The sequence below is a fragment of the Pseudomonas sp. CAU 1711 genome (assembly GCF_039888625.1).
Lineage (GTDB): Bacteria > Pseudomonadota > Gammaproteobacteria > Pseudomonadales > Pseudomonadaceae > Aquipseudomonas.
The window spans coordinates 1-13,382 of sequence record NZ_JBDQQT010000014.1 but is presented as its reverse complement, the minus strand read 5'-3'; the positions used below and the strand labels follow the sequence as shown (position 1 = coordinate 13,382).

General features: G+C 68.9%; 12 protein-coding genes. 2 read left to right on the top strand and 10 right to left on the bottom strand.

Annotation, left to right across the window (positions count from 1 at the left end):
• Window positions 1-108: 108 nt before the first annotated feature.
• From gcvP to AAFN46_RS15950, 10 genes are all read right to left on the bottom strand, one after another.
• Window positions 109-2,985, bottom strand: a complete 2,877-nt coding sequence (gene gcvP, locus AAFN46_RS15995) for an aminomethyl-transferring glycine dehydrogenase (RefSeq protein WP_347809691.1) — start codon at window positions 2,983-2,985, stop codon at window positions 109-111.
• A 102-nt stretch (window positions 2,986-3,087) separates the two neighbouring features.
• Entirely contained in the window at window positions 3,088-3,477 is a 390-nt protein-coding gene (gene gcvH, locus AAFN46_RS15990) for a glycine cleavage system protein GcvH (RefSeq protein ID WP_347809690.1), read from the bottom strand.
• Window positions 3,478-3,562: 85 nt separating this feature from the next.
• Entirely contained in the window at window positions 3,563-4,645 is a 1,083-nt protein-coding gene (gcvT, locus tag AAFN46_RS15985) for a glycine cleavage system aminomethyltransferase GcvT (protein ID WP_347809689.1), read from the bottom strand.
• Window positions 4,646-4,807: 162 nt separating this feature from the next.
• Complete coding sequence (locus AAFN46_RS15980; protein WP_347809688.1) at window positions 4,808-6,427, bottom strand: iron ABC transporter permease; 1,620 nt, start codon at window positions 6,425-6,427, stop codon at window positions 4,808-4,810.
• A 155-nt stretch (window positions 6,428-6,582) separates the two neighbouring features.
• Window positions 6,583-7,584 carry an extracellular solute-binding protein gene (locus tag AAFN46_RS15975; RefSeq protein WP_347809687.1) on the bottom strand — a complete coding sequence of 334 codons (1,002 nt, stop codon included), beginning with the start codon at window positions 7,582-7,584 and terminating at the stop codon, window positions 6,583-6,585.
• A gap of 117 nt (window positions 7,585-7,701) precedes the next feature.
• On the bottom strand, window positions 7,702-8,919 hold the full coding sequence (locus tag AAFN46_RS15970; protein ID WP_347809686.1) for a 2-octaprenyl-3-methyl-6-methoxy-1,4-benzoquinol hydroxylase: 1,218 nt from the start codon (window positions 8,917-8,919) through the stop codon (window positions 7,702-7,704).
• A gap of 9 nt (window positions 8,920-8,928) precedes the next feature.
• Window positions 8,929-9,411 (bottom strand): DUF4442 domain-containing protein, encoded by a 483-nt coding sequence (locus tag AAFN46_RS15965; RefSeq protein WP_347809685.1) that lies wholly within the window; start codon window positions 9,409-9,411, stop codon window positions 8,929-8,931.
• Window positions 9,412-9,420: 9 nt separating this feature from the next.
• Window positions 9,421-10,605, bottom strand: a complete 1,185-nt coding sequence (gene ubiH / locus AAFN46_RS15960) for a 2-octaprenyl-6-methoxyphenyl hydroxylase (RefSeq protein ID WP_347809684.1) — start codon at window positions 10,603-10,605, stop codon at window positions 9,421-9,423.
• Window positions 10,606-10,698: 93 nt separating this feature from the next.
• Window positions 10,699-12,033, bottom strand: a complete 1,335-nt coding sequence (gene pepP, locus AAFN46_RS15955) for a Xaa-Pro aminopeptidase (RefSeq protein WP_347809683.1) — start codon at window positions 12,031-12,033, stop codon at window positions 10,699-10,701.
• A gap of 10 nt (window positions 12,034-12,043) precedes the next feature.
• Window positions 12,044-12,598 (bottom strand): YecA family protein, encoded by a 555-nt coding sequence (locus AAFN46_RS15950; protein WP_347809682.1) that lies wholly within the window; start codon window positions 12,596-12,598, stop codon window positions 12,044-12,046.
• A 145-nt stretch (window positions 12,599-12,743) separates the two neighbouring features.
• On the opposite strand from AAFN46_RS15950, the gene AAFN46_RS15945 reads away from it, so the two are divergent.
• Together AAFN46_RS15945 and AAFN46_RS15940 are read left to right on the top strand one after the other, a co-directional pair.
• Window positions 12,744-12,953, top strand: coding sequence for a TIGR02449 family protein (locus AAFN46_RS15945; protein WP_347809681.1), 210 nt, complete (start codon window positions 12,744-12,746; stop codon window positions 12,951-12,953).
• The gene (locus AAFN46_RS15940) at window positions 12,950-13,264 is read left to right on the top strand and encodes a cell division protein ZapA (protein WP_347809680.1); all 315 of its coding nucleotides are present in this window, start codon (window positions 12,950-12,952) and stop codon (window positions 13,262-13,264) included. Before AAFN46_RS15945 ends, AAFN46_RS15940 begins: the two co-directional genes overlap by 4 nt.
• Window positions 13,265-13,382 lie beyond the last annotated feature (118 nt).

Genomic DNA, 13,382 nt, shown 5'->3' with positions numbered 1-13,382 from the left:
CCTCAACAACAGCCGCACCGCCGACTCAATCAAAGCTCGGTCGAGCGCAATGTCGCTAAGTGAACAGCATTACGCCCATGGGGCGGGCTCGTACTCTGCACCTAGGGCTTACTCGCGATAGTCGTCCATCGGCACGCAGGCGCAGAACAGGTTGCGGTCGCCGTAGACGTTGTCCACCCGGTTCACCGCCGGCCAGTACTTGTGCGCCAGGGTGTGGGCGGACGGCGTCACCGCTTCGGCGATGCTGTACGGACGCTCCCACAGGCCAGTGACGTCGGCCAGGGTGTGCGGCGCGTTCTTCAGCGGGTTGTTGTCCGCCGGCCATTCGCCGCTGGCGACCTTGGCGATCTCGGCGCGGATGCTCAGCATGGCCTCGATGAAGCGATCCAGCTCCTCCTTGGATTCGCTCTCGGTCGGCTCGATCATCAGCGTGCCCGGCACCGGGAAGCTCATGGTCGGGGCGTGGAAGCCGTAGTCCATCAGGCGCTTGGCCACGTCTTCCTCGCTGATGCCGGTCTCGGCCTTGAGCGGGCGCAGATCCAGGATGCACTCGTGGGCGACGCGCTCGTTGCGGCCGCTGTAGAGCACCGGGAAGGCGCCCTTGAGCTGGCTGGCCAGGTAGTTGGCGCTGAGGATCGCCGTCTCGGTGGCGGTGGCCAGCTGCGGGCCCATCATGGCGATGTACATCCAGCTGATCGGCAGGATGCTGGCGCTGCCCCAGGGCGCGGCACTGACCGCGCCGTTATGCGGGTTCGGCCCCTGCAGCTCGACCACCGGGTGATTGGCGACAAAGGGCGCAAGATGTGCCCTGACACCGATCGGGCCCATGCCCGGGCCGCCGCCGCCGTGCGGGATGCAGAAGGTCTTGTGCAGGTTCATATGCGACACATCCGCCCCAATGTCGGCCGGACGGGCCAGGCCGACCTGGGCGTTGAGGTTGGCGCCATCCATATAGACCTGGCCGCCGAAGCCGTGTACCACCTCGCAGATCTCGCGGATGCCTTCCTCGTACACGCCGTGGGTCGAGGGGTAGGTGATCATCAGGCAGGACAGCTTGTCGCCCGCCTCGGCGGCGCGCGACTTGAGGTCCTCCAGGTCGACGTTGCCGGCGGCGTCGCACTCGACCACCACCACGCGCATGTTGAGCATCTGCGCCGAGGCCGGGTTGGTGCCGTGCGCCGAGGCCGGGATCAGGCAGATGTCGCGATGGCCTTCGCCGCGGCTCTCGTGGTACTTGCGGATCGCCAGCAGGCCGGCGTACTCGCCCTGGGCGCCGGAGTTGGGCTGCATGCAGATGGCGTCGAAGCCGGTGATGGCGCGCAGCCAGGCCTCCAGCTCGTCGATCATCAGCTTGTAGCCGGCGGCCTGCTCGGCCGGCACGAAGGGGTGCAGGGCGCCGAACTCGGGCCAGGTCACCGGGATCATCTCGCTGGTGGCGTTCAGCTTCATGGTGCAGGAACCCAGCGGGATCATGGCCTGGTTCAGCGCCAGGTCCTTGTTCTCCAGGCGCTTGAGGTAGCGCAGCATGTCGGTTTCGCTGTGGTGGCTGTTGAACACCGGGTGGCTCAGGTAGCCGCTGCTGCGCTGCAGCGCGGCCGGGATGCCTTCCGGCACCTCGCCGGCATCCAGCGCGGCCAGGCTCAGGCCGTGGTCGGCGCCGAGGAAGATGCACAGCAGTTGCTCGACGGTGTGCTCCGAGCAGGTCTCGTCGAGGCTGACGCCCAGCTTGCCGCGGCCGAGGATGCGCAGGTTGATGCGCGCGGCCTTGGCCGACTCGAGGATGGCGGTCTGCATGCCGCCGACGTCCAGGGTCAGGGTGTCGAAGAAGAACTGGTTGTCGCGCTTGACGCCCTTCTGCGCCAGGCCGGCGGCCAGCACGGCGGTCAGCCGGTGCACGCGCTGGGCGATGCGCTTGAGGCCTTGCGGGCCGTGGTAGACGGCGTAGCAGCTGGCCATGTTGGCCAGCAGCACCTGCGAGGTGCAGATATTGGAGTTGGCCTTCTCGCGGCGGATATGCTGCTCGCGGGTCTGCAGGGCCATGCGCAGGGCGGTGTTGCCGCGGGCGTCCTTGGACACGCCGATGATGCGCCCGGGCATGGCGCGCTTGAAGGCGTCGCGGGTGGCGAAGAAGGCCGCGTGCGGGCCGCCGTAGCCCATCGGCACGCCGAAGCGCTGGGCCGAGCCGAACACCACGTCGGCGCCCAGCTCGCCGGGCGGGGTCAGCAGCAGCAGGCTGAGCAGGTCGGTGGCCACGCAAGCCAGGGCGTTCTGCGCGTGCAGCTGCTCGATCAGCGGCTTGATGTCGACGATCTCGCCATGGGTGTCCGGGTATTGCAGCAGGGCGCCGAACACTTGCAGGCCGGCCAGTTCGTCCCGGCTGCCGACCTTGACCTCGATGCCGAAGCCTTCGGCGCGGGTCTGCACCACCGAGATGGTCTGCGGATGGCAGTGCTGGTCGACGAAGAACAGGTTGCTCTTGCTCTTGGCCACCCGCTTGGCCAGGGCCATGGCCTCGCCGGCGGCGGTGGCCTCGTCGAGCAGCGAGGCGCTGGCCAGGTCCAGGCCGGTGAGGTCGATGGTCAGCTGCTGGAAGTTCAGCAGCGCCTCCAGCCGGCCCTGGGCGATCTCCGGCTGGTAAGGGGTGTAGGCGGTGTACCAGCCCGGGTTCTCCAGCAGGTTGCGCAGGATCACCGTGGGGGTGATGGTGCCGTGATAGCCCATGCCGATCAGGCTGGTCCACAGCTGGTTCTGCTCGGCGTAGCCGCGCAGCTTGGCCAGGGCCGCCTGCTCGTCCAGCGCGGCCGGCAGCTCCAGCTCGCGGTTGAGGCGGATGGCCGGCGGCACGGTCTGCACGATCAGCTCTTCGCGGCTGGCCACGCCGAGGGCGGCGAGCATGGCCTGCTCCTCGCGGGCATCGGGGCCGAGGTGGCGGCGGAGGAAGGCATCGGGCTGTTGCAACTGGTCGAGACGGGGCGTCTGGGACATGGTGGGGCTCTCGAAAAATGACAGAGCCTCGACGGATCGAGGCTCGACAGCGGAAATCGCAGTTATCGGCGGCGGGCCGCGTGCTAGACGCGGCCATCAGCCTCAGGCATCGGCGGAGCAGACGGCCTGATAACCGGCGGCGTCGAGCAGCCCGTCCAGCTCGCTCGGGTTGCTCGGCTTGAGCTTGAAGAACCAGGCGGCGTAGGGCTCGCCATTGACCTGCTCCGGCGCATCGGCCAGGGCCTCGTTGACGGCCAGCACTTCACCGGCGAGCGGCGCGTAGATGTCGGAAGCGGCCTTCACCGATTCCACCACGCCGGCTTCCTGGCCGCTGGCCAGTTGCTTGCCGACTTCCGGCAGCTCGACGTAGACCACATCGCCCAGGGCTTCCTGGGCATGGTCGGTGATGCCCACGGTCACCGAGCCGTCGGCTTCCAGGCGAATCCACTCGTGGCTGGCTACGTAACGCAGGTCGGCGGGGATATTGCTCATGTTGTCTTCCTCGGAATCGATGGGCGAAGAGGCCGCCCGGAAAATTTAGCAGTTGGGGCGGGCGCTGGCGCCTCACCCGGACGAATCAGATGACGGCCTTGCCATTGCGCACGAAGCTGGCCTGCACCACCCGCACCGGATACCACTTGCCACGGATCTCCACCTCGGCGCGCTCGCCGGTGGCGGCCGGCACGCGGGCCAGGGCGATGGACTTGTTCAGCGTCGGCGAGAAGCTGCCGCTGGTGATCTCGCCCTCGCCCACGCCCTCGACCCGCACCACCTGGTGGGCGCGCAGCACGCCGCGCTCCTCCAGCACCAGACCGACCAGTTTGGGCTGGTCGCCTACGGCGCGCTGGCTCTCCAGGGCGCCACGGCCGATGAAGTCGCGTCCGGCCGGCTCCCAGGCGATGGTCCAGCCCATATTGGCGGCCAGTGGCGAAGTATCTTCGTCCATGTCCTGGCCATACAGGTTCATGCCGGCCTCCAGCCGCAGGGTGTCGCGTGCGCCCAGGCCGATCGGGGCGATGCCGGCGCCGACCAGCTCGCTGAGGAAGGCCGGCGCGTCGGCGGCCGGCAGCATGATCTCCAGGCCGTCCTCGCCGGTGTAACCGGTGCGGGCGATAAACCAGTCGCCTTCCGGCAGGCCCTGGAACACCTTGAGTTCGTTGATCAGCGTGGCGCGTGCCTGGGTCACCAGCTCGGCGGTCTTGGCGCGGGCATGCGGGCCCTGGATGGCCAGCATGGCCAGCTCCGGACGCTCGCTCAGGCTGACCTCGAAGCCGGCGGTACGGGCCCGCATCCAGGCCAGATCCTTGTCGCGGGTAGCGGCGTTAACCACCATGCGGTAGCCCCAGTCGGTGAGGTAGACGATGAGGTCGTCGACCACCCCGCCGCGCTCGTTGAGCATGCCACTGTAGAGCGCCTTGCCCGGAGTCTTCAGGCGCCCCACGTCGTTGGCCAGCAGGTGCTGCAGCCAGGCCTTGGCCTGGGCGCCGGCGATATCGACCACGGTCATGTGGGAGACGTCGAACACGCCGCAATCGCGCCGCACCTGATGATGCTCCTCGACCTGGGAGCCGTAATGCAGCGGCATGTCCCAGCCGCCAAAATCGACCATCTTGGCGCCGAGGGCCAGATGCTGTTCATACAGGGGTGTACGCTGTCCCATGGATAACTCCTTCTGCGGGCCCCTGCCCTGCCGGTCGGCGGGTGCGGGGTACATGGACGGCTGCGTAAGCAGGCGCGCATTGTAGCCCCGCGAATGCGACTGGTCACGCCGCCTACGGACCGCCCGGTCGGCGCATTTCCCTGACTTTCGGGACAGGCCGGATCAGTGCCCGGGCTGACGGGCGGAGCGGCGGATCAGGCCGATCACCGGCAGCAGGCCGACCAGCACCAGGGTCAGCGCCGGCAGCGCGGCGCGCGCCCACTCGCCCTCGCTGGTCATCTCGAAGATGCGCACCGCCAGGGTGTCCCAGCCGAAGGGGCGCATCAGCAGGGTGGCCGGCATTTCCTTGAGCACGTCGACGAACACCAGCAGCGCGGCGGACAGCGTGCCCGGCACCAGCAGCGGCAGGTACACCCGCAGGAACAGCGCCGGCCCGCCGACGCCGAGGCTGCGCGCGGCCTGCGGCAACGACGGGCGGATGCGCGCCAGGCTGCTCTCCAGCGGTCCGTAGGCCACCGCCATGAAACGCACCAGATAGGCCAGCAGCAGGGCGAACAGGCTGCCCAGCAGCAGCGGCTTGCCGGCGCCGCCGAGCCAGGCGGACAGCGGGATCACCAGCTCGCGGTCGAGCCAGCTGAAGGCCAGCATGATCGCCACCGCCAGCACCGAGCCGGGCAGCGCGTAGCCCAGATTGCCGAGGCCGACCAGCGCGCGCATCGGCCGCGCCGGCGCCTGGCGCCGAGCGAAGGCCAGCAGCAACGCCACCCCCACCGTGAGCGCCGCCGCGATAGCGCCGAGCCAGAGGGTGTGCAGGATCAGGCCGACGTAGCGCTCGTCGAGGTCGAAGCGACCACGTTGCCAGAACCACAGCAGCAGCTGCAGCAGCGGCACGACGAAGGCGCAGGCGAACACCAGGCCGCACCAGGTGCTGGCGGCGAAGGCCTTCCAGCCATGCAGGTGGTACAGCGCCTTGCCGCGTGGCCGCTCGCTGGCCGGGCGCGAGGCGCCGCGGGCGCGGCGCTCGCCGTAGAGCACCAGCAGCACGGCGAGCAGCAGCAGGCTGGCCAGCTGGGTGGCGCTGGACAGGCTGTAGAAGCTGTACCAGGTCTTGTAGATGGCGGTGGTGAAGGTGTCGAAGTTGAATACCGACACGGCGCCGAAGTCGGCCAGGGTCTCCATGATCGCCAGCGCCAGGCCGGCGCCGATGGCCGGCCGCGCCATCGGCAGGGCCACTCGCCAGAAGGCCTGCCAGGGCGACAGGCCGAGCACCCGCGCGGCCTCCATCAGGCCCTTGCCCTGGGCCAGGAAGGCGCCGCGGGCGAGCAGGTAGACATAGGGGTAGAACACCAGCACCAGTACCAGGATCACCCCGCCGCCGGAGCGCACCGGGGGGAAGCGGATGCCGCTGCCGAACCAGTCGCGGGCCAGGCTCTGCACCGGCCCGGCGAAGTCCAGCAGGCCGACGAAGACGAAGGCCAGCACATAGGCGGGGATGGCGAAGGGCAGCATCAGCGCCCAGTCCAGCCAGCGCCGCCCGGGAAACTCGCAGAGGCTGGTGAGCCAGGCCAGACTGACGCCGAGCAGCACCACGCCGACGCTCACCCCGCTCACCAGCAGCAGGGTGTTGCCCAGCAGGCGCGGCATCTGGGTGCTCCACAGGTGGCGCCAGATCTCGCCGTCCACTTCGTGCCAGGACAGCAGTAGCACCGACAGCGGCAGCAGCACCAGGGCGGCGATGGCGAAGGCGATGGGATACCAGCGGCGCTGGACGGGATGGCTCACGCGGACTCCTGGCAGGCGAAAACGAAACGCCCCGGACTGGCCGGGGCGTCGAGTATAACGGCAAGCTGCAAGCGCATCAGTGTGCGGGGGCTATCCAGCTCCGCAGCGCTTTGGCCTTTACTTGCAGCTTGTCGCTTGTGGCTTGGCGCCGCCTCTCAGTTCCAGCCGGCGCGGTCCATCAGCATGGTGGCCTCGGCCTGGCGCTTGCCGGCCACTTCCACCGGCACGCTGTCGGCCTTGAACTCGCCCCAGGCGGCCACTTCGGCGGACGGCTTGACCGCCGGGTTGGCCGGGTACTCCTGGTTGAGGTCGGCGAACAGGCTCTGCGCCTCCGGCGTGGTCATCCACTCCAGCAGCTGCTGGGCGGCCTCGGCATGCGGGGCGTGCTTGGTCACGCCGGCGCCGGACAGGTTGACGTGTACGCCGCGGTCGCCCTGGTTCGGCCAGAAGGGCTTGACCTTGAACTGCGGGTTCGCCTTGTGCAGGCGACCGTAGTAATAGGTGTTGGTGATGCCCACGTCGCACAGGCCGGCGTCGATGGCCTGGAGCAGCGCGGTGTCATCGGCGAACACGTCGGTGGCCAGGTTGTTCACCCAGCCCTTGACGATCTCCTCGGTCTTGGCCGCGCCGTGGGCCTCGATCAGGGTGGCGGTCAGCGACTGGTTGTAGACCTTCTTGCTGGTACGCAGGCACAGGCGGCCTTCCCAGTTCTTGTCGGCCAGGGCCTCGTAGGTGGACAGCTCCTGCGGATCGACCCGCTCGGTGGAGTAGAAGATGGTCCGCGCGCGCAGCGACAGGCCGGTCCAGGCGCCCGAGCTGGAGCGGTACTGGGCCGGGATATTGGCGGCGATCAGCGCGGAGTCGAGCGGCTTGAGCACGCCCTGCTGCTCGGCCTGCCAGAGGTTGCCGGCATCGACGGTGATCAGCAGGTCGGCCGGGGTGTTCTCGCCCTCGGCCTTCAGGCGCGCCAGCAGCGGCGCTTCCTTGTCGGTGATGAACTTGATCGGGGTACCGGTCTTGGCGGTGTAGGCATCGAACACCGGCTTGATCAGTTCGTCGATGCGCGAGGAGTAGACCACGATCTCGTCGGCGGCCTGGGCGGCGCCGGCCAGGGCGGAGAGGGCCAGAATGGCGAGGATTCCAGAGCGGGACTGCATGGCTGCTGCCTCTTGTCATGTCGAGAGAGGCTGAATAGTAGTGAATGCTATTTAGCTTCTCAACACGACACGCTGCCGCAGCGTTACCGCATATTGCGAGATTGCCACCCGAACGGATCAGGCCTGCGCCAGCTGCGGCAGATCGCCGACCAGGCCGAGCGCGCGGCGGACGAACAGGGCCTTGGCATCCGGCAGCTCGTCAACCCAGTTGAGGCCGCTGTTGCGCAGCAGGCGAACGGGCAGCGGGTCGGCCTGGAATAGGCGCTGGAAGCCCTCCATGGCCGCCATCATCGCCAGGTTGTGCGGCATGCGCCGACGCTCGTAGCGGCTGAGCACGCGCACGTCGCCCGGTTGCTCGCCGCGCTCGATGGCATGCAGCAGCACCTCGGCCAGCACGGCGGCGTCGAGGAAACCCAGGTTGACCCCCTGCCCTGCCAGCGGGTGGATACTGTGGGCGGCATCGCCGATCAGCGCCAGGCCGCTCTCCACGTAGCGCTTGGCGTGACGTTGGCGCAGCGGGATGCAGAGCCGCGGGTCGACCTGGGTGACCTGGCCCAGGCGCCACTCGAAGGCCTTGCCCAGCTCGTGGCGGAAGGCTTCGTCGCCCAGCGCCATCAGCCGCTCGGCCTCGCCCGGCAGGGTCGACCAGACGATCGAGCACCAGTGCTGATCCTCGCCACGCCGCAGCGGCAGAAAGGCCAGCGGGCCGTCGTCGGTGAAACGCTGCCAGGCGGTTTCCTGATGCGGACGCTCGCAGCGCACGCTGGTGACGATGGCGTGGTGCAGGTAATCCCACTCGCGGGTGGCGCAGCCGGCCAGGCGGCGCACCGCCGAGTTGGCGCCGTCGGCGGCCACCAGCAGCGGCGCGCGCAGCTCGCGGCCGTCGACCAGGGTCAGCAGCCAGCCGTCGCCGGAGCGGCGCAGCTGCTCCAGGCGGGCGCTGCCGAGCAGGCCGATGCGGCTGTCGTGCAGGCGGTCGAGCAGGGCATCCTGGACCACGCGGTTCTCGACTATGTGGCCGAGGCTCTCGGCGTGCACGCTGGCCGCGGAAAAATGCACGCTGCCGGTGCCGGAGCCGTCCCACACGCGCATGTCGCGATAGGGCGAGGCGCGCCGAGCGGCGATGCCCTGCCACACGCCGAGGCGTTCGAGAATGCGCTGGCTGGCGGCGGACAGCGCGCTGACCCTGGGCTCGAAGGCGCCTTGAGCATCGAAGGGCTTGACGCTGAGCGAGCTGCCATCGACGACGAGGACCTCCAGGCCGCTGTGCTCCAGGGCCAGGGCCAGGGCACTGCCGACCATGCCGGCGCCCACGATGATCAGGTCCGCTTGCATCTGTTGTCCTTAGGCGACCTGGCGGGCGCGCGGTTTGAGACGAACGTAAAGGGTCTTGTGCACGGTGGCGACCAGGCTGCCGGCGCCGTCGCGGATATCGACGTGCAGCTCGGGCAGGTACTTGTCACCACCGGCGGTTTTGGCGCGAATCTGCGCCAGCAGGGCGTCGTCGATGCGGAAGTCGGCATACACCGGGCCCTTGCCGGGGTTGACGAAGTCGATGCTGGCGGCCTTGTCCCAGACGATGTAGTCGTTGCCCAGCAGCTGCATCAGCATGAGCATGAAGAAGGGGTCGGTCATGCTGTACAGCGAGCCGCCGAACTGGGTGCGCACATAGTTACGGTTATACCAGCGCAGCGCCATGCATACCCGTGCCCGGCGGAAATCCGGGCTGATCTCGCGCACGCGAATACCGGCGCCGAGATAGGGCGGGTACAGGTTCAGGACCAGGCGCAGCAGACGCGCGCGGCGCGCCAGTCGCTTATCACTCATGCGCCTTACTCACAACGAACGGGTACCCAGGCCCATGGCCTGGCGGGCGAACCAGCGCTTGGCCGGCGGCAGCAGGTCGAGGCCGAGCAGGCCGAGGGTGCGCCCGGCCACCAGCAGCGATTCGTCGCGACCGAACAGGCGGGTGACGCGGTCGGAGAAGCCGACGGTCAGGGCCTGGTCCTGATCCTGACGCGCCAGGTAGTGCCGCAGGGTGGCGAAGTCGCCGGGGCTCGCGGGGCCGGCCAGCAGCACCTCGGCCAGGGTCTGGGCATCGCGCAGCGACAGGTTGAAGCCCTGCCCGGCCACCGGGTGCAGGCTGTGCGCGGCATTGCCCAGCAGCACCAGGTGCGGGCGCACCTGCTCGGCGGCCTCGACCAGCGCCAGCGGGTACAGGTGGCGCGTGCCGACCTGGCGCAGGCTGCCCAGGCGATAGCCGAAGGCCTGCTGCAGCTCGTCGAGGAAGGCCCGCTCGGACAGGCCCCGCAGGCGCTCGGCGTCCACCGGCGGACGGGTCCAGACCAGGGCGCAGCGGTTGTCCGACAGCGGCAGCAGGGCCAGCGGCCCCTGCTCGGTGAAGCGCTCGAAGGCCTGGCCGCCATGCGCCTCGGCCGGGCTGACATTGGCGATCAGCGCGCACTGCTCATAGGGCGTGTGACGCACGGCGATGCCGAGCTGCTCGCGCAGGCCGGAGCGGCCGCCGTCGGCCAGCACGGCCAGGTCGCAGTCGAGGCCGGAGCCGTCGTTCAGCCACAGCCGGTAGCCGTCGCCCAGGGCCTGCAGCCGCGTCACTTCCGCCGGGCTGCGCCACTCGACCACCGCGGGATCCAGCGCCTGCCACAGGCAGTGGCCCATCCAGGCGTTCTCCAGCACATAGCCGAGCGCCGGCACGCCTTCGTCCGCCGCGCTCAAGCGGGTGGCGCCGAGGCGCCCGCGCTCGGACACCTGAATCTGCAGTATGGGTTCGGCGCGCTCGGCCAGCAGCGGCCACAGACCGAGGCGCTCGAAGATCAGCCGGCTGCCATGCGATAGCGCGCTGGAGCGCGCGTCGTAACTGGGTTGGTAGCCGTGCCCGGGGACGAAGGGCTCGACCAGCACGATCTTCCAGCCGCGCGCCCGCGCCCCGGCCTGCAGGGCCAGGGCCAGGCTGGCGCCGACCAGACCGCCGCCGATAATGGCCAACTGGACTCGGGCCATCAGGCCATGCTCCTCGGCAGGGCCGGGCTCGCCCCCGGCCTGCCGGCAACGGCCCCGGCGCCGATAGTGGCCAGTCGTGCGCGGCTCATGAACTCAGGCGGCCCGCTCGCGGGCGGCGGCCATCAGCGCCTCGATCTCGGCCACCGTCTTGGGTGCGCCGCTGGTGATGATCTCGCAACCGCTCTTGGTCACCAGCACGTCGTCCTCGATGCGCACGCCGATGCCGCGCCACTTCTTGGCCACCTGCTCGTTGTCCGGGGCGATATAGATGCCGGGCTCGACCGTCATGGCCATGCCCGGCTCCAGCACGCGCCACTCGCCGCCGACCTTGTAGTCGCCGACATCGTGCACGTCCATGCCCAGCCAGTGGCCGGCGCGGTGCATGTAGAAGGGCTTGTAGGCCTCGGCGGCGATCAGCTGGTCGACCTCGCCTTCGAGCAGGCCCAACTCGACCAGGCCGGCGGTGATCACCCGCACGGTGGCCTCGTGGGCCTCGTTCCAGTGCTTGCCCGGGGCGATCTCCAGGAAGGCGGCCTCCTGGGCGGCCAGCACCAGCTCGTAGATGGCCTTCTGCTCGGGCGAGAACTTGCCGCTGACCGGGAAGGTGCGGGTGATGTCGCTGGCGTAGCAGTCGATCTCGCAGCCGGCATCGATCAGCACCAGGTCGCCGTCGCGCAGCGGCGCATCGTTCTCGCGGTAGTGCAGGATGCAGGCGTTCTTGCCGGCGGCGACTATGGAGCCGTAGGCCGGCATCTTCGCCCCGCCCTTGCGGAACTCGTAGTCCAGCTCGGCTTCCAGGTGGTACTCGGCGAGGCCGGCGCGGCTGGCCTGCATGGCGCGCACATGGGCGCGCGCGCTGATCTCGGCGGCCTCCTTCATCACCTTGGCCTCGGCCGCGCTCTTGTACAGGCGCATATCGTGCAGCAGGTGGTCGAGGGCGACGAATTCGTTGGGCGGCGTGGCGCCCTGGCGCGCCTTGGCGCGGATGTGGTTGATCCACTCCATCAGCCGGTGGTCGAATTCCTGATTGCAGCCGATCGCGTAATAGACCCGCTCGCGGCCCTCGATCAGGCCCGGGAGGATGTCGTCGATATCGCCAATGGGGAAGGCGTCGTCGGCGCCGTACTGCGCCACCGCGCCATCCTGGCCGGCGCGCAGGCCGTCCCACAGCTCGCGTTCGGGGTCGCGCTCGCGGCAGAACAGCACGTACTCGCCGTGCTCGCGCCCGGGGATCAGCGCCATCACCGCCTCCGGCTCGGGGAAGCCGGTGAGGTACTGGAAGTCGCTGTCCTGACGGTAGACGTGCTCGACGTCGCGGTTGCGGATATACACCGGCGCCGCCGGCAGGATGGCGATGCTGTTGGGCTCCATCTGCTCCATCAGCAGCTTGCGACGGCGGGCGTACTCGGCGCGGGGAATGCTGGCCATGGGCTCGACCTCAGTGCAGGGAGGGTTTCGGGGCCGGCGCGACGGGCTTGGCGCACTCGGCGAACAACAGCAGCGGGGCGACGCGCAGGTACTCCATGACTTCCATGTAGTCGTTCTCGCCGTCCTCGGACTCCTCCAGGCCACCCTGTACCTGGGCGATGGCGGACAGGTCCTGCAGCACCTCCATGGCCTCGGCGCTCAGCGCGGCATTGCCGACCACCATGCCGAAGCCGTCGAGGAAGCCCTGGCACCACTGGCCCAGGGCCTTGGCCCGCTCGGCCAGCGACGCGTCGTCGCCGGGCAGCAGCAGGACCAGGGTGATGTCGCTGCCGGACAGCTCGCCCTTGACCATCTCCTGCAGGCCGATCAGGGCCTGGCGTACGTTGTCGGCCGGCTCGCCGCCGAGCAGCTCGGCGGCATCGCTCAGCCAGGCGTCGGCCTCGAAGCCGGCGCCGGCGCAGCTGCGACCGAGCAGCAGGCCGTGCAGTTCGGCGGGGGAAACGGATTTGCCGCTGCTCGTCAGCAGGGCGGCGAAGGCGCTGTAGGGGGAGCTCGAAGTGGGCATGGCAACTAGGCGCTGAACCGCGCAATCTCTAGAATGTAGGCCCCGTATCCTAGCACCGGCGGGCACGCCCGAGCCATCCAAGCCAGCGTCGCAGCCCCGCCGCACATCCTTTATAGTGCAGCGACTCTCTGACCTGGTGGAGCCAATGGAAGACGCCGAACTGCAAGCCCTCACGCGCAAGCTGGAACTGCTGATCCAGCGTGTCGAGCAGCTCAAGTCGCAGAACCGTGCCCTGCTGGCCAGCGAGAAGGCCTGGCGCGAGGAACGCGCCCATCTGATCGAAAAGAACGAAATGGCCCGGCTTAAGGTCGAAGCGATGATTTCGCGCCTGAAGGCCCTGGAGCAGGACTCATGACCCAGCCGAACACCGTCACCGTACACATCCTCGACAAGGAATACTGCATCGCCTGCCCGGCGCAAGAGCGCGCCAACCTGGAGAGCGCCGCCCGCTATCTGGACGGCAAGATGCGCGAGATCCGCTCCGGCGGCAAAGTCATAGGCGCCGACCGCATCGCCGTGATGGCCGCGCTGAACATCACCCACGACCTGCTGCACAAGCAGCAGCGCCTGGACCAGGAAGCCACCACCACGCGGGAGAAGGTGCGCGATCTGCTGGACAAGGTGGACAGCGCCCTGGCCAGCGATGCGGAAGGACAATTGCTCTAGGGAAATTCTGAAGAAGACTTCCCGAATCTGGTGAAATACGCCGATCCCGTTGCCCGAGTTTCCCGATGAAGCAGATGACCTTCGCCGATGCCGAGTACGCCGGCAAGCGCAAGCAGAC